The sequence below is a fragment of the Nostoc sp. NMS9 genome (genome assembly GCF_017114995.1).
GTDB lineage: Bacteria > Cyanobacteriota > Cyanobacteriia > Cyanobacteriales > Nostocaceae > Nostoc.
This window is the reverse complement of record NZ_JABXKL010000091.1, coordinates 60,706-77,665: the sequence shown is the minus strand read 5'-3', so window position 1 is coordinate 77,665 and position 16,960 is coordinate 60,706. Positions and strand designations below refer to the sequence as shown.

The window sequence follows — 16,960 nt, the reverse complement described above, 5'->3', positions numbered from 1 at the left end:
ATTAAGGAATGATATTTTACTTATTTGAAATTTTGGTTGAAAATTGCAAGCTAAAATAACGAAAAATTATCAGCAATGCTAATTAAAGCATACTGAGTTCCTGTGCAACCTGATTTATCCGAGGATACTTCACCCATAATCTATGTTTATGGATTCTGTTCAGATTGAAACAACTGTGCCATTGACTCTGGAATTTACCCAAATTGCCTCACCACCAACAGCAATCTCTTCAAACTCTCGAATTTCCAAGGATACTATTCGCACTAGTTTAAAAGCCTCTACTGCGGATTCTGTCTTAGCATCGGTTTACTCTCTTGGAACTGGCGGGATTTTACTCAGCAATTTATTAGTGGAGTTGGGTGCTAGTTCAGTGGTATTTGGGATGCTGTCTTCTATTCCCATGTTGGTCAATCTCATTCAGCCGTTGGGTGCTTACTTGTCTGAACGTAGCACCAGCCGCTTTCAATATTCGCTTCGGACACACGGAATTGGTCGGCTGCTATGGCTGATTTTAGTAATTGGTATTGTAAGTGCCAGCTTGGGAGTGATTGATGCTCACCAGTTAGTCATATTGACACTCTTGATTGTTCTATTCAGCAATCTTTTGGGAGGACTAGGAACTGCATCGTGGCTAAGTTGGGTGGCAATGATAGTTCCCCGGCGATTACGAGGCAGGTATTTTGGGACACGCAATAGTGCTGCTAGTCTAACTAATTTGGTTTGCGTACCAATGGCTGGTCTAGTTGTATCACATTGGTATGGCGGAACTTTACAAGGTTATGGGATAGTTCTACTGATAAGCATTGTCTTTGGGATTGTGGGATTGGGGTGTCAGTCTTTCCAGGTGGATATGAATCCGCAATCGCAAAACACTTATTATGGCAAGTCATCACAAACAAGTGAGATTCAATCAGAGGTTGCAAAAGATGAATCTTCTGAAGTGCTTCAATCAATTCATCCACCACAAGACCAGTCAACTAACAGCATCTGGAAAAACTCTAACTTTTTGGTATTTCTGCTGTATTTCAGCTTCTGGACGCTTGCTGTTAACCTCAGCAGTCCTTTTTTTAACCTCTATATGCTTGACACGCTGGATTTAGATGTCAGCTATGTGACTATTTACAACAGCCTTCAGGCGGGGGCGACTTTGCTGATGCTTATCTTGTGGGGAAAATTAGCAGACAAGATAGGCAATCGTCCCATCCTCATCTGTATTGGGATTTTGGTTGCAGCTACACCATTGCTGTGGCTAGGGATTAGTGTTAATCGCCTTGACATCTGGCTGTGGTTGCCACTGTTACACATCTTGACTGGAGGGACTTGGGCGGCAATTGACTTGTGCAACAACAATATACAATTGGCGATCGCACCAACTAAAAATCAGTCTATCTATTTTGCGATTGCAGCTGCCGTTGCTGGAGTAAGTGGTGCTTTGGGCACAACTATAGGCAGTTTCATCGTCCAATTTGCCCAGTCTGGAGGTTTACTAAGCTTGTTTGTCCTCTCTGGTTTATTCCGACTAGTAGCCCTTGTTCCACTCATGTTTCTCCAAGAGCCGCAAAGAGGTTAGGGAACTCCAAAAAATAAATTATCCCAATTTATGGACTCAACACGACAGTTCCTCCCCCCTGCTCCCTGTCCCCTGCCCTAAATGCGATGGGATATTTTTTTAGTTGGAAGTTCCTTAGGGAGTGCGGAGTAAGGAGTTAAAAGTCAGGAGTGAGAAGTTATAAATTTTTCACTCATAATTCCTCACTCCTGACTCTTCACTTTTGACTTTTGACTATTCTGCGGCAGTAGAAGTCAAGGACATTGTTTCCCACAACACCATGTGAGGTGTTGTTAGTACAGGCTGGTGTAGAGCAATCAGCTGGGCTAGGGTGTTCTTTAATTGGGTACGGGGTACGATATCATCAACAAAACCATGCTGGAGCAAATCTTCAGCAGTTTGGAAATTCTCAGGTAGTTTTTCCCGCAGGGTTTGCTCAATCACTCGCCGACCAGCAAAACCAATGGTTGCCTTGGGTTCTGCCAAAATTATATCACCCAACATTGCAAAACTAGCGGTAACGCCGCCCGTTGTCGGATTGGTCAAAACAGGAATATATAATAGTCGGGCGTCTTTATGGCGCTGTAAGGCTGCGGAGATTTTTGCCATCTGCATCAAAGAGAGCATACCTTCTTGCATTCTCGCGCCACCGGAGGTACAGATGATAACTACAGGATAGCGTCGTTGAGTGGCTTGCTCAATCATCCGGGTGAGTCTTTCTCCCACGACCGAACCCATACTACCACCCATGAAGCGGAAGTCCATAACTCCAAGGGCAATGGGCAAACCATTGATTTGACCTAAACCAGTTCTAACCGCGTCTATTAAGCCAATTTTATCTTGTGTTTCCCGTAAGCGATCGCTGTAGAGTTTGCGATCGCGAAATTCTAGCGGGTCGGTTGGACGCAAATGCTCATCCAGCGGTTTCCAGGTATTGTTATCTATCAATTGACGGATGCGCTCATCACTATCTACCCGATTGTGATGACCACATTCGACACAAACCATCTGATTGGCTTTCAGGTCTTTTGTATATGCCAACACGCCACACTTGGAACATTTATGCCACAAACCATCAGCAATTTCACGTTCTTGGCGTTCGAGGCTGGTAGATCCTGACTTCCTTCGATTTGCAAACCAATCAAATAGAGACTTTAAACCACGTGATTCTTCGTTGTTAGCCATTTTTTATTTTATTTTAAGTGGGTATGAGGTCAAAAACATGTCAAATCGTATTGGGTTGTCCTTAGTCATTAGTCATTTTTCTTTATTTAAGACTAATGGCTACATCGTCAAACTAAGCTTTTAAGCAATTCAGACCTTAATTTTCATCTTTGGTTGCCAGCTTAACGAAAATACTTATACCAATACAAGTCTCTTGCTCTTTTTTTCAGCAGACTTAATTATATGGACGTAGTGACAAAGCCATGAGAATACCAACCTCCAAATAAGATGCTCTCCCCCTCCCACCCAAATCAATTATTCGTATTGCTAGGTTCTGAACAATCAGCATCTGTTGTACTAGTTGCGCTTGCCAACGGTTAATCGTCGTTAAGAGGGTAATACAAGTCACAAGCTGAATATTATCAAAATGTGAAAGGTAGATGGGGTAATGTTGGTTACAGTCACGAATTATAAATATTTCTTATGAAAGGGCATTGACTATGGGTATAGGGCATTGGGCATTGTGTATTGGGAATGGAGAAGAGACAAGGGAGAGACTTGTCCTCCTTGTCCCCTTATCTTGCCTGCTCGCTACTCCAATTCAAGAGGCTGGAAAAAATAACCGCAGGTAGCTAGACAAAATGGCTTCGCCGCTAAACAGGGTAATCACAGATCCTAAAGCCAGAAAAGGGCCAAAAGGTATCTTTTGTCCTAATTTTTGTCGCGATCGCTGCATAATCAAAACACCGATACCAATTAATGCTCCCAGTGCACAGGCAATAAAACTAGCCAAGAGCAAATATTTCCAGCCTAACCAGGCTCCCATCATGGCTGCTAACTTGGCGTCACCTGCACCCATTGCAGTTTTACCAAAGGCAATTGAACTCAATAGGGCGATCGCATCAAACAGCCATAAGCCTAATACTGCACCAACTATCGCCATTATCAGGTGATTTACCAATGCCACAAAACTACCCTCTGGTAGAAAACCAACTACCATTTGAAACAAAATCCCCACCACTAAACCCGACTGAGTAAGTGGATTGGGTAGGGTCATTGTATCTAAGTCGATGAGTGATAGCGCCAATAACCAACTGCAAAAAGCCCAATAGCCTATTGTTAAAGTCGAAACTTGAAAGACCAAAAAAATTAGTAAAAAAATTATGCCCGTTACCCCTTCTACCACAGGATAACGGACAGAAATTTTGCTTTTGCAATATCGACACCGCCCTCTTAAGGAAATCCAGCCAAATACTGGTACGTTGTCGTAAGCTTTTAGCTGGTTTAAGCATTTAGGACAACGAGAAGGCGGCCAAAGAATTGACAACCCAGCAGGTAGGCGATAAACAATAACATTGAGAAAACTACCAATAGATGCACCTAAAGCAAAGACCATTACACTCGCCGGGATGGCGAACAAAATGTCCATATAGTCATTTGTCCTTTGTCATTTGTCCTGTGTCATTTGTGCTATGTCATTTGTCCTTTGTCAATAACTAATGACCAACGACCAATGACCAATGACCAATGACTAATGACCAACGACCAATGACCAATGACCAATGACTAATACATGTGCGATTCAATTTGACTTAAGGGCACAAAACACTCTTGAGGTAAAAGAACTGGTTGGTTAGTAAAAATAACCTTACCTCGATGAGTCACACGATTAATTGCTACACCAGAAGGTTGCCCAGCTATTTCGGGATGGACTTCACAGTGAGTATAGTAGATCTGCCCAGCAGCTCTGATTACAGCAGGATCAATCAAAGGCGATTGGTTCTTTGGGGCGGTAAAATTTACTTGACCTTGTCGTAATGCGTACACTATCGACTGTTATTTGATTGCTAGATTTCCCTTTAGTCTACCCGAAACTTATGGCAAAGGTTGCCATATTGCCCAAGTTGCTCTATAAAATTATTTTTGTTCGATAGCTTTGATAAGTGAGTCTCCCATAGCGCGGCAACCCAGGAGATTTTTACCTGGAGAAATTATATCCCCTGTGCGATCGCCTTGTTCTAAAACTTGCAATACAGCTTGTTCGATGCGGTCTGCCGCTTTTGGTTGGTCTAAACCGTAACGTAACATCATCGCCACACTCAAAACCTGTGCTAGAGGATTTGCCTTATCAAGTCCGGCGATATCTGGGGCGGAACCATGAACGGGTTCAAATACACCAGGCCCAGAAGCACCCAAACTAGCAGAAGGTAACATCCCAATACTACCCGTGAGCATGGCAGCCGCATCAGAGAGAATATCACCGAACAAGTTGCCTGTAACTATGGTGTCGAACTGCTTGGGAGTGCGTACTAACTGCATAGCAGCATTATCTACATATAAATGAGAGAGTTCGATATCTGGATACTCTTTAGAAAGTTGGGTGATCCGATCGCGCCACAACTGAGATACTTCTAATACATTAGCCTTATCCACGGAACAAAGTTTTCCACCGCGTTTTTTTGCTGCTTCAAACGCCACTCGCCCGATACGCTCAATTTCCGATTCGGTGTAAACCATTGTATTTACACCGCGTTTTTCGCCAGTTTCTGTAGCAAAAATACCTTTAGGTTTACCGAAGTAAATCCCACCAGTGAGTTCACGCACCACCATAATATCTACGCCTTCTACAATTTCGCGTTTCAAGGTCGAAGCGTCGATTAGCTGGGGCAAAATTTTCGCTGGGCGCAAATTGGCAAATAATCCCAAACCAGCACGTAGTCCTAACAAACCTGCTTCTGGGCGTAAATTAGATGGCAGAGAATCCCACTTATAACCACCAATCGCAGCGAGTAATACAGCATCACTGTTACGGCAGGTATCTAGAGTGGCAGATGGTAGAGGTTCACCTGTAGCGTCAATTGCTGCACCACCGATGAGGGCTTCTTGGTATTCAAACTTCAGATCAAATTGCTTCCCTACGACTTTCAGCACATCTACCGCCACTGCCATAATTTCAGGGCCAATGCCATCGCCGGGGAGTAGAGTAATGCGGTAGTTCTGGGTCATAGCTGATTATTACTAGGTAAATGCTTACAGATTAAATATCATACCTAGCAAAATGTACTGATGGAGTTTTTAATTTATTTGGGTGCGGCTCCAACGTAATCATTTGGCATTGGATAAAACCACTATCGGACTTTTATATCCCTAGTTGAGCGGATCGAAACGCTGCAAGATGAGGGCTATAAACACCACTGGCAAACCTACACCCATGCAAATGAAAGCTTGGATAAATGTTAAAGGTGTGGTGTCAAACACTTGATTCATCATGCTCCACTGACTGAACAGACATTGTAAAATCACCACAACCACAATTCCGATCGCAGGTGCATAGGCTACGGGTGTGCGTTTACCTTGGATTCTCACGATTAGAGATGGTAAAAACTGGCTAATGCTTAACAGGTAAAAGACTTCTGCTGCCACCAGCCCATTAATTGCCATCGTTCGCGCCAATGGTTCATTGCCTGTAGTTTGAAGTATCCATTGAAACATCCCAAAAATTACCAGCCAATTGAAGACGGAAATCGCGATGATGCGTTGGAGTAACCCACCCGACAAAAGTCTTTCTCTAGGGTTGCGCGGTGATTGTTGCATCACCTGTCCAGATTTTGGCTCAAAGGCAAGGGGAGCAATCAATGCTATTGAACTGACCATATTGAGCCAGAGAATTTGGATTGGTAAGATGGGAAGCACAGTTGCTAGGAGAATGGCAATCAAAATCGTCATGGATTCTCCCACGTTGATCGGCAGCAAGAAGGCGATCGCTTTTCGCAAGTTGCGGTAAACACCACGTCCTTCCTCCACAGCAGCTTCTATTGAAGCGAAGTTATCGTCAGTTAGAAGCATATCCGCCGATTCTTTGGCAACCTCTGCCCCGGCTATGCCCATCGCTACACCAATATCCGCCTGTTTGAGAGCGGGAGCATCATTGACACCATCTCCAGTCATGGCAACAATTTCACCCTGAGACTGCAATGCTTTTACCAGATGCAATTTTTGTTCTGGGGCAACTCGCGCAAATACCATACCTTGTTCAGCCGCTTGGGCAAATTCTTTTTCATCCATCTGAGCTAATTGCCGTCCAGTGAAAACTTGTGCTTCATTCGAGCAAATTCCCATTTGACGGGCGATCGCAGCTGCTGTTAGTGCATGGTCGCCTGTAATCATTTTTACCTGAATCCCAGCAGATTGACAGGCTTTTACTGCGGCGATCGCTTCCTCACGAGGCGGATCGATTATGCCTTGAAGTCCCAGAAACACCAGTCCTTGATCGATATCATTACGATCCAAGGATCGCTTAGTGGCAACTTCTTTGCTGGCAAAAGCTAGCACTCGTAACCCTTGGTTTGCCATGGCAGCAACTTCCTCTTCCACTGCGGCAGGATTGAGACGAGCGAGTTGTCCTTGAGCATCGAGCAGGCGATCGCATCGTTGGAGAATTGCCTCTACAGAACCTTTGAGATAAATGACATTGAGCGATCGCTTTGCATCCAATTCATGCAAAGTCGCCATGTACTGAAATTGGGACTCAAAGGGAATGGTGTCTATTCTAGGTAATTGCTCTAGATTCGCTTGCGTCAATCCCGCTTTATTGGCAGCCGTAATCAATGCTCCCTCGGTTGGGGTTCCTACTAAGTTCCACTGTCCATCTCCCCATTCGATGTGAGAATCATTGCAGAGCAATCCTGCTTCCAGGGATTCCCAAAGAGCAATATGTCCATCTGCATTGAAATCAACAGGCTGTTGATTCATCAGGATTTCACCGTCTGGGGCATAACCAATACCGCTAACGGTGTAGTATTGCCCACCTGCATAAATCTTTTGAACCGTCATCTGATTTTCAGTTAACGTCCCCGTTTTGTCAGAGCAGATAACAGTGGTACTTCCCAAGGTTTCCACAGCGGGTAGCTTGCGAATAATTGCCTTACGTCGTGCCATTCGGGAAACTCCGATCGCTAAAGTGACGGTAACAATTGCAGGCAATCCTTCGGGAATCGCGCTGACTACCAGAGCTACACTCGCTTTGAAAACATCAATCCAAGATTCACCCTGTCCTAATCCGACTGCAAATGTCAGGGCAGCTAAACATAAAATGACATACAACAAGGTTTTACTAAACTTGTCAATATTTCGCGTCAACGGTGTTTTCAGATTTGTGCTGCTTTCAATTAACTGTGAGATGCGACCGGTTTCAGTGGCATCTGCGATCGCTACTACAATCCCTTCTGCCTGTCCAAAGCTGACGAAACTTCCTGCATACACCATATTGCTTCGTTCGGCTAACGGTGTTTCGACAGCCAGCGATGCCGTTGCTTTCTCAACCGGAACGGATTCGCCTGTTAAGGCAGACTCGTCAACTTGCAATCCACGCACACTTAATAGCCGCAGATCCGCAGGTACTTTATCCCCAGATGCCAGCAATACCAAATCACCCAGAACAAGTTCAGTCGAAGCCAGACGGGTTTTTTGACCATCGCGAATCAAAGTTGCTTCGGTAGTGACAGCTTTGGATAGAGCAGCGATCGCGCCTTCTGCTTTCGATTCTTGAATGTAGCCAATGATGACATTAATTAGGGTGACACCAAAAATTACTCCCGCATCTATCCAATCTCGCAGCAGCAGCGTCACCACTCCCGCCGTCAGCAAAATATATAGTAGTGGTTGATTAAATTGCTCTAAAAATCGTAGCCAAGAACTTTTTCCACTTTTACCAGTCAGTTGATTTGCACCCATCTGCTGGTGTCGTTTGGTAGCTTCTTCATGGGTCAAACCTGCTTCCGGATGGCTGGCTAACGTTTGCACAACCTTTTGTTCACCCAGAGTATGCCATTCATAGTTGAGTAAATCTTTTGTTGTCTCAGCAAAAGTATTTGTAGCGATCGTATCTGCTGTCATCTCAGTCTCCAAAAACTAATTCGTAATTAACAGATTTCATCTGGATTTATCTGTTTGAATCTGTACTTTTCTTTTTTCAAATTGGTGTTATTACGAGAATCTTTTGCTAAGTTCATAAATATGCCATTCCCGCACACCCCAATAACGGAGAATCGATTCTGCTTGCCAGATTTCATATGTTGTTCCCTCTACCTTCACCAAAAATTTTTCTTGGCAGGTGGTTGGCTCACAGAGTCTAGGTTGCCTTTCGGGAGCAAACCAACCTTGAAATGCACCATAAATACTGCCAAAAATTGCACTCGCTCCACCCGCAAGCAGTGTACTCACCACAGATTCAACCGCTAATGCCGGCCCAAAACCGGGAATAACTAATACGCCAAGTCCGGCTGTTAGTGCCAGAAAGCCCCCGGCTGTTCCTCCTGTAATTGCGCCTGCTTTAGCACCTTCGATCGGAGTTATGGGATGTTTACCCGCATTAGCATCCTCGTGCAACTTTTCGTCTTCAGAGTCTAAAGTGAACACAGAAATTTTATGCATGGGAAAGTCAATCGCTCTGAGTTCATCAAGCACCTGTGTTGCAGCCTGACGGGTAGAAATGATGCCGATTGCATTTTTAACTGCACTGAGATTCATAACAACATCTCCTATAAAAATCAGTAAGTTTAAAACGAAGCTTTCTTAATCTCCAAATAGTAAAAAACTATAGTTTTCTAGTGTGAGCGTGAACCGTATTAGTTCGGGTATTCGTTTTAAACCTCAGTTGGGTTAGTTTCGTTTCTCTGCTTCTTTTCCAGGATTGCTGATGAATGTGAACGAAAAGTGAATAAATCGTTTATGGTACTTAATTTCACTTTTAAATCACATTTGTCCCTCAAGCTAAAAGAGAATACAAGTAAATGAAGTAATTGATTATTGGAGCTAGATATGAGCTTTAAGAAGATTTTGGTGGCAATCGATGATTCACCTGCTACTGCAACAGTGTTTGCAAAAGCGCTGGAGTTAGCCCAAAAAGATGCTGCTCAGTTAATGATTGGTCACAGCATTGAGCTACCAGCTTCTAGTCAACTCACTGTGAACTTAGTAGACCTGGAAATAGAAACACGACAGGCACAAAGTTTACTCCAGTTCTACTATCAGAAAGCGAAAACACAAGGCATTATGGCAGAATCCAGTTGTCAAACAGGAGATCCTGGTACTAACATCTGTGATTTAGGCCGGAGTTGGGGAGCAGATTTGATTGTGCTTGGTCGTAGAGGACTTAAAGGATTTGCCGAACTTTTAGCAGGAAGTGTGAGCAATCACGTCGTTCATCACGCTCCATGTTCCGTCCTGATTGTTCAAGGTCAGTAGTTCCTTCACAACTATCTACCAACCGCCATAATTTTGCTGTTCAAACGTGAGTTTTTCACGAATAGTATTCATTATGCTTTACAAGAAACAATCTAGTTTCCTCGGAGTCCACCAAATAAACTTTTTGGGATTTATTTTATGGTAAGAAAATCAAGTTATTTTCTCCCCCTGCTTCCCCTGCTTTATCTGCCTACCTTCACTCGTAAATTTTGGGTTAATCGATTACTAGGACGACAATACATTGGGTTATTTTTAGCAGGAATAACCCTTTTAATTCTGGTTTTTCTATCAACTCATACCCATGAAAATCTACACTGAAATTGAAATTCAGGCATCCGATAAGCAAGTGTGGAACTTACTCACTGATTTTGCGAGTTTTCCACATTGGAATCTGTTTATTCGTCAAATTAGTGGTTCGCTGAGTGAAGGGGCACAGCTAACCGTTCACTTTCAGCCTCCGGGTACAGATATTATGATCTTTCGACCTACTGTGATTACGATAGAACCTAATCGCAAATTGCGCTGGTTAGGGCACTTTTTGATCCCAGGATTATTTGACGGTGAACACAGCTTTATCATTGAACCGTTAGGAAGCGATCGCGTCCGCTTCATTCAGCAAGAATCTTTCCAGGGCTTACTAGTACCTCTGCTGGCTCGTCGATTAAATATTGACGTTCGTCAAGGGTTTGAAGCGATGAACCAAACATTGAAAACCAAGGCAGAACGCATTGAAAATAAAAGTCAGGAGGTTAGAAAGTTTATATGATCAGCTTTTATAACTTTTTTCAATTATAGTTAATTTCCGCTGTACTGTACTAGTAGTCTGTTAAGGGAACTTTACTGGGTAAAGCAAGATGACTGATCAAACGAAGCTCGGTGGCAATTTCATACTCCCAGGGACTTCACTAACCTTGAACCGCATCGGGTATGGTGCTATGCAACTCGCTGGACCCAATGTATGGGGACCGCCGCGCGATGTCGATGGAGCGATCGCCGTCTTGCGCGAGGCGGTTGCGTTCGGAATCAACCACATTGACACAGCCGACTTTTACGGTCCGCACATCACCAACCAACTCATTCGACAGGCGCTCCACCCCTATCCAGAGGAGTTGGTCATTGTGACCAAGGTAGGCGCTAGTCGGGGAGAGGACCAGTCTTGGAATCCTGCTCTTTCAGCCGAAGAACTGAAAGCCGCCGTAGACGATAACCTGCACAACCTCGGTCTGGAGTCTCTCCACGTCGTCAACCTGCGCGTAGGAGGCACCGAGAGACCCTCTGAAGGCTCTATCGAAGAACCGCTCGCCACACTCGCTGACCTCAAACGTCAGGGTCTCATCCGTCATATCGGCCTCAGTAACATCACTTCCCAACAGTTCACGCAGGCGGAGTCAATCACCGAAATCGTCTGTGTTCAGAACCACTACAACCTGGCTCATCGCGAGGATGATGTTTTTATCGACGAACTTGCAGCCAAGGGCATTGCGTTCACGCCGTTCTTTCCCCTCGGCGGGTTCACACCGCTACAATCTTCGGCACTTGAGGGTGCCGCGAAGTCTCTGAACACAACGCCGATGCAGGTTGCACTCGCCTGGCTTCTACAGCGCTCTCCGAACATCTTGCTAATTCCCGGCACGTCATCCGTCGACCACCTCCGCGAGAACCTCAAAGCCGCAACGTTGCAGCTTCCTCCTCAAACGGTCAACGATTTGAACGAGATCGCCGCAAACGTCGGTCAGTAAAAGCGACAGCACAAATCACACTCTCGGCTTTACCTGATTACGGTTGATAAAGATTTGTACTCAGAAATCGAATCAACGATACCAACTTCTATTAAATGGTCTGCCAAAAGTTGCATTGTCCATCTTACACGTCCAGACGGTGGGTCAGAACAAGCTGTAGCAATCAAAAATGCTTCTGATTTTCCTTCAAAGTTACCTTGGCAGACTATTAGCTGAAATCAGGTCAATGTTATTCCACAAGTTCATAGCGTACTAACTTTCTAACATCCTCACGGGGTAGACCTAGTTCTTGGGCAATTGTCGCTTCTATTTGGCTGAATTCTATTGTTGGAAGTTCTAATTCCAGTCGCTTCAAGATGGGGTCTGCTGTTTCCACTTTTACCTGGGTAATTCTTTTAGTTCGGTTGACGGCAGCGTTAATGAGCAACACATTGACTGATACCCGTGCTTCAAGTTGAGTATCTGACTGAAGTTTTTTCTTCGTAGAGTAGGGTCGGTTTAACTCTTGAGCAGCTAGGAAATTACAGCCAAGCCAAAACACAACCGCTACCAGTGGTAGAGGCAACCAAAACTCTAATCCCAGCCCTTGCAGCCAACGCTTACTAATACGCCACACACTACACCTGCTTCTGTTTTTGCTAGGTCACACTTCATGTATATCCTAATGAGGTAGACAATCCTCTGAAATCTCACTGATGAAAGACGTTGAGATTGCTTCAATGGATTATTCTAAACAAGCACAACTGTATAAAAGGTGATGAAAATCTTACTGGTAGAGGATGATCCAAAACAATTAATGCCGTTACAAATGGTTCTCTCTCAGGCTGGACACAGCGTCGATGGTGTCAAGGATGGTGAAACCGCTCAATGGCTTTTGGCTGAAAAAGAATATGACCTGCTGATTTTGGATTGGATGTTACCTCGGATTAGTGGAGTAAGTTTGTGTCAACAGTATCGGGCGGCAGGAAAAACAGCTCCTGTATTAATGATCACGGCAAAAGATACCACACCCGATAAAGTCATAGGATTAGATGCCGGAGCTGATGATTACCTCGTCAAACCGATTGATATCGTGGAGTTCATGGCACGGGTGCGGGCATTGAGGAGGCGATCGCCCCTCTGGCAAGGAGACACCCTCTGCTTGGCAGACTTGCAACTTCATCTCGATACACTAATTTTGGAGCGACAAGGAGCGATCGTATCCCTTTCCAGCCAAGAATTTCAGTTGCTAGAGTACTTCATGCGTCATCCTAAGCAAGTTTTGACTCGCAACCAAATTGAGCAAGCCGTATGGGAGTGGGGTAGTGAGCCAGAAAGCAATGCAATCACCGTTCTAGTTCGTAAACTTCGCCAACGTTTGCAAATATTAGCAGCAGCCGATTGGATTGAAACTGTTTACGGCATGGGCTATCGCCTGAACCCTCCAAAACCATCTTGAAATTTGACAATGCCTGAGACGGAGAGTAAGGGGTAGTGTAGTTCAATTACTTGAAAAGTGTTGTAATTACGAATTACGAATTAGCATGAGTTGTGTTTAACCGCAGTCGTCGTAACTTAGCTCGTTGGTTTACCCTTTCAATGGGGTGCATTCTCATTCTCTTTGCTGGAGTCATTTATCATCTTGAGGTAAAAGACAAGCTCAAAGCATTAGATCAACTGCTTTATAAAAGAGCAGAGCTAATGGCAGCCAGTTCGCAGTATCGGCTGTATCAAGGACAAAAAGAAGTCGATCTGAGCAATATACCGCTATTGGGTAGTGGTTCTCACCCGGCTGATATTGAATTGGTGTATGTTCGCTGGTATGACCCCAATGGCAAACTCAATCGGTTTTTTGGTACTCCACCTTCAGAAGAGTTAGAAATAGCATCTGAGTTTCTCACAATTAAGTCTGTTGACCAGTTTACAGGTAAGACGCTTTGGCTTCGTCAAGTCACGCTACCTGTTCAAGGAGGAAATTCGGTCATCGGTTATCTGCAAGTTGCTATCCCGCTGACAGAAACTCAAAACGAACTCAGAGAATTTCAGTTAATATTGACCCTTGCTGTGCCTGTAGCACTGGGGTTAATTGGACTCACAGGTTGGGTACTTAGTGGCATAGCTATGCAGCCTGTTCAGCTAGCCTATAATCAACTGCAACGCTTCACATCAGATGCTTCTCATGAGTTGCGATCGCCCCTTTCTGCGATTTTGACCAATGCCCAAGTTGGGTTACTAATGGCAGCAGACCATCCCCAAATCCATCCCTCAGTGGAGAACATCATCGATAGCGCTAAGTCGATGAGTACCTTGGTCAACAACCTACTGCTGTTGGCTCGGCATCAGGGAAAATTAACTCCGGAATCTCTCAAAAAGGTTAATCTTAATAGCTTGCTAGAGAATTTAACTATTTATTACAATACTGTTGCTGCAAAAGCGTCGATCAAGTTGATCAGCCATTTACCAGAACAACCCATTAAGTTGTGGGCTGACCCCGATTTGCTGCGGCTAGCTGTTGAAAACTTGCTCAACAACGCCTGCAATTACACTCCGTCTGGTGGAACTGTCTGGTTACGCTTAGAACCTCACCCAGATCGGGCAGTAATTCAGGTCATCGATACTGGAATTGGAATTCCAGAGGCAGATTTACCTTACATTTTCGATCGCTTTTACCGAGTTGACACAGAACGTGCCAGAGAAAGCGGCGGATTTGGGTTGGGATTAGCGATCGCTCAACAAATTATCCAGGCTCACGGCGGTCACATTCATGTGATGAGCAATGAGGGTAAAGGCTCGACGTTCCAGATAAAGTTACCGCTGATGAGCCATTCCTAAATCACCTTTAAGAAATGATTCATAATGAAAATCTAAAACAAAGAGCTATATTTAACGACCCGCTAACAGAGAAGGCACTGTTAGCGAATTCAAGTTAAATTAATCCAAACGTGGACTATTACAAATACATTTTAGAGTTGAGCAAAGCTTCTTCAAAGATGTAGCTGTCGGTTTTTTGAGAGGTAGTAGATTACTTCGATGCCTATGGCTACTCCTACCATAAACACTAAAACCCAGACGGTTTGTGGATCTGTTTGCAAAGCAAACCAAATTAACATTCCTAGTGCCACCAAACATATTCCAGTACCTAGAAGTGAAATCCACTGCTTGCTTTTCGTATAACGATACATACGAGCATTAGCTAAATTAACCGCAGCAAATATCAGGAGAAACCCAGCACTACCCATCGTTGAGATCCGACTTATATCAAAAAAATTGGCGATTATGAGAGTAATACCACTAGTAATAAATAAGCCAATTGAAGATTGATCTATGCCATTTATTTGGCTGCCAAAGTCAAACCCCCTAGATTTAGCAATCACAGAGCTAAAACGAGCTGAACCATAGAGTGTTGCGTTACTAGCCGAGATCGTTGAGAAAAGAGCAGCAATCGTAATCAAAACAGATCCAAATTGTCCCATAATTGGTTTAGCAACTTCAGCCAAAGCATAGTCTTTTGCTGCCAAAATCTGTTCTATTGGTTCTGCTCCCAATGTAACCAGTGCTATTAAAACGTAAAGCAAAATAACGAACCCGATTACAGAGTAATAAATTCGTGGCAAAGTATGCTTGGGATTGACAAGATCCTCTGCTGCATTGGCAATTAGCTCAAAGCCTTCATAAGACAAGAAGATTACCATTGCTCCTGCGAAAATTGACTGTAGCGACGATACTGAGACTGGTTCTAGACGGGAAATGTCGATATGACTACTTCCCATAATAATGAATAGTATCAAAATCCCCAGTTTGAAGCTGACAATCCAGATTTGAGATTTACCAATATGATTGGCAGTTAGTAGATTTAATCCAGTTGTCCCTAAAATTGCCAAGCTAATCAGTAAATGCTTCCAAATAGGTTGAGTAGACTCTGTGAACAAGCTAACTCCATAACTACCAAAAGCCTGTAAATAAAAGGAAAGCATGACTACATAGCTAAACCATAGTAGAAGATTCAGTGTCCCACTAAACAACCCTGAACCAAAAGCCTGGTTTAAGAAGGTTACTGTCCCGCCTCGACATGGATGAGCTACCGAAAGTTTTGCATAAGCATAAGTAGTTATCAAAGCTATTGTCCCGGCGATCGCAAATGCTAGTGGTGCGCCTGCATCAGCTATTTGAATTACAACTCCCAGCGCTGGAAAAAGTCCACCGACAATGCCGCCTACGCCCAATGCCCACACAGACCAAAAACCGATTTTTTTGCTTGACACCTGTAACCTCTTTAGGAATAGATAGTCTTATAGTCATTGACCAGCACGCACATAATCAAGCTGAGATTAGGCGATTGGGAATGTAGCGGTTCTCGATCAAATGAGGCACATCCTCAAAGTTGAAAGGGTTTATATATAAAGTCTAGCTATACTTCACCAGCATAGGAAGCGTTATAAAAGCCTTGACTAAAGAACTTGGCCCTGCTGGCATGGCGCGATTAATGTCGCAATTTGAGATCGGGAGCAAAAATTATACGCCAGACTAGGATTAAATCTTGGGAAATCCCAGTATCAATGACATCTTTGCTCGAATTGAGGAGCGAAAAAAACAGCAACAAGCCAAAAAGTAGATAACCCCACAAGAAAACATTTATATTTGATCAAAACTGTTCAGATATCCTTCGAGAACAGTTTGCTATCTGCTGGACATTACAGCAAAAATTAAAAAAAAAGTATTTATATATCATTTTGATTTAATTTCTTGTATGTTTATTGTGTTTAACAATTTACAGACAAAAAGTTATGGATTTCAAACAAATTAGCCTAGTTGCTAGTCAACTTTTAACTCTTTTTGGACTGAAAATTTTAGGTGCGTAGGCGTAGCCCGCCGCACTTTTGAAAGCGAAAATCAGCCAAATTCCTAATGTTCTCCAAAATCCAGCACCAGATATAGAAATTCTGGATTTCAATTTTGCCGGGACTGTACTAGCAGTACGTCCTTATTGCAATAATGACCATTACTGGCAGGTTTACTTCGACGCTAATAAAACTATCCGGGAAACCTTTGGTGAGGCTGGATATCCAGTTCCCGAATACCGTTATGCAATTAGCGGTTTATCTAGTAATGGGATTAATAACGTCATTCCACCACTGTCGGAAATACTTGACACTAGAGCAAAAAGTCAAGTTTTCATTTGTAAATATTTCTTAAATAGCAAAATACGAATTAAAAAGTAGATAGGGTATATGCCTTACCTACTTTTTTGTGTCGCCAATTTTCTGAAAGCCAGTTTCAATTTCCG

14 protein-coding genes and 2 pseudogenes are annotated in these 16,960 nt (G+C 43.7%); 7 read left to right on the top strand and 9 right to left on the bottom strand.

Annotated features, from left to right (window positions below; translation table 11 throughout):
• The first annotated feature begins 148 nt into the window (after positions 1 to 148).
• Entirely contained in the window at positions 149 to 1,570 is a 1,422-nt protein-coding gene (locus HWQ40_RS29405; protein WP_292785228.1) for an MFS transporter, read from the top strand.
• Positions 1,571 to 1,783: 213 nt separating this feature from the next.
• On the opposite strand, the gene accD is transcribed toward HWQ40_RS29405, so the two are convergent.
• The 6 genes from accD to HWQ40_RS29375 all read right to left on the bottom strand — a co-directional run bounded on the left by accD (position 1,784) and on the right by HWQ40_RS29375 (position 9,241).
• A complete protein-coding gene (gene accD / locus HWQ40_RS29400; RefSeq protein WP_292785226.1) occupies positions 1,784 to 2,734 on the bottom strand; it encodes an acetyl-CoA carboxylase, carboxyltransferase subunit beta in 951 nt (316 codons plus the stop codon).
• Positions 2,735 to 3,314: 580 nt separating this feature from the next.
• Positions 3,315 to 4,142, bottom strand: coding sequence for an A24 family peptidase (locus HWQ40_RS29395; protein WP_292785224.1), 828 nt, complete (start codon positions 4,140 to 4,142; stop codon positions 3,315 to 3,317).
• Between the two features lie 137 nt (positions 4,143 to 4,279).
• Positions 4,280 to 4,540 (bottom strand): hypothetical protein, encoded by a 261-nt coding sequence (locus HWQ40_RS29390; protein WP_104908437.1) that lies wholly within the window; start codon positions 4,538 to 4,540, stop codon positions 4,280 to 4,282.
• A gap of 90 nt (positions 4,541 to 4,630) precedes the next feature.
• On the bottom strand, positions 4,631 to 5,719 hold the full coding sequence (gene leuB / locus HWQ40_RS29385; RefSeq protein ID WP_292785222.1) for a 3-isopropylmalate dehydrogenase: 1,089 nt from the start codon (positions 5,717 to 5,719) through the stop codon (positions 4,631 to 4,633).
• Positions 5,720 to 5,860: 141 nt separating this feature from the next.
• A complete protein-coding gene (locus tag HWQ40_RS29380; protein WP_292785220.1) occupies positions 5,861 to 8,608 on the bottom strand; it encodes an HAD-IC family P-type ATPase in 2,748 nt (915 codons plus the stop codon).
• Positions 8,609 to 8,698: 90 nt separating this feature from the next.
• Positions 8,699 to 9,241 carry a hypothetical protein gene (locus HWQ40_RS29375; RefSeq protein WP_292785219.1) on the bottom strand — a complete coding sequence of 181 codons (543 nt, stop codon included), beginning with the start codon at positions 9,239 to 9,241 and terminating at the stop codon, positions 8,699 to 8,701.
• Between the two features lie 291 nt (positions 9,242 to 9,532).
• On the opposite strand from HWQ40_RS29375, the gene HWQ40_RS29370 reads away from it, so the two are divergent.
• The 3 genes from HWQ40_RS29370 (at position 9,533) to HWQ40_RS29360 (ending at position 11,697) form a co-directional block, all read left to right on the top strand.
• A complete protein-coding gene (locus tag HWQ40_RS29370; RefSeq protein ID WP_292785217.1) occupies positions 9,533 to 9,958 on the top strand; it encodes a universal stress protein in 426 nt (141 codons plus the stop codon).
• Between the two features lie 301 nt (positions 9,959 to 10,259).
• Positions 10,260 to 10,724 carry an SRPBCC domain-containing protein gene (locus HWQ40_RS29365; protein ID WP_292785215.1) on the top strand — a complete coding sequence of 155 codons (465 nt, stop codon included), beginning with the start codon at positions 10,260 to 10,262 and terminating at the stop codon, positions 10,722 to 10,724.
• Between the two features lie 88 nt (positions 10,725 to 10,812).
• A complete protein-coding gene (locus tag HWQ40_RS29360; protein WP_292785213.1) occupies positions 10,813 to 11,697 on the top strand; it encodes an aldo/keto reductase family oxidoreductase in 885 nt (294 codons plus the stop codon).
• 59 nt (positions 11,698 to 11,756) lie between these two features.
• Here HWQ40_RS29360 and HWQ40_RS29355 read toward each other — a convergent pair.
• Positions 11,757 to 11,885: pseudogene (locus HWQ40_RS29355) on the bottom strand (IS630 family transposase); the annotation flags it as partial.
• 41 nt (positions 11,886 to 11,926) lie between these two features.
• Positions 11,927 to 12,313 (bottom strand): hypothetical protein, encoded by a 387-nt coding sequence (locus HWQ40_RS29350; protein ID WP_292785211.1) that lies wholly within the window; start codon positions 12,311 to 12,313, stop codon positions 11,927 to 11,929.
• A 141-nt stretch (positions 12,314 to 12,454) separates the two neighbouring features.
• Here HWQ40_RS29350 and rppA point away from each other — a divergent pair, with 141 nt between their 5' ends.
• Positions 12,455 to 13,135 carry a two-component system response regulator RppA gene (gene rppA, locus HWQ40_RS29345; RefSeq protein ID WP_292785209.1) on the top strand — a complete coding sequence of 227 codons (681 nt, stop codon included), beginning with the start codon at positions 12,455 to 12,457 and terminating at the stop codon, positions 13,133 to 13,135.
• Between the two features lie 92 nt (positions 13,136 to 13,227).
• The gene (locus tag HWQ40_RS29340; protein ID WP_292785207.1) at positions 13,228 to 14,508 is read left to right on the top strand and encodes a HAMP domain-containing sensor histidine kinase; all 1,281 of its coding nucleotides are present in this window, start codon (positions 13,228 to 13,230) and stop codon (positions 14,506 to 14,508) included.
• 152 nt (positions 14,509 to 14,660) lie between these two features.
• Here the strand turns inward: HWQ40_RS29340 and HWQ40_RS29335 are convergent, their stop codons facing one another.
• Positions 14,661 to 15,938, bottom strand: a complete 1,278-nt coding sequence (locus HWQ40_RS29335; protein WP_292785205.1) for an APC family permease — start codon at positions 15,936 to 15,938, stop codon at positions 14,661 to 14,663.
• A gap of 609 nt (positions 15,939 to 16,547) precedes the next feature.
• On the opposite strand from HWQ40_RS29335, the pseudogene HWQ40_RS29330 reads away from it, so the two are divergent.
• A pseudogene (locus tag HWQ40_RS29330) lies at positions 16,548 to 16,805 on the top strand (mechanosensitive ion channel family protein); the annotation flags it as partial.
• Between the last annotated feature and the right edge of the window lie 155 nt (positions 16,806 to 16,960).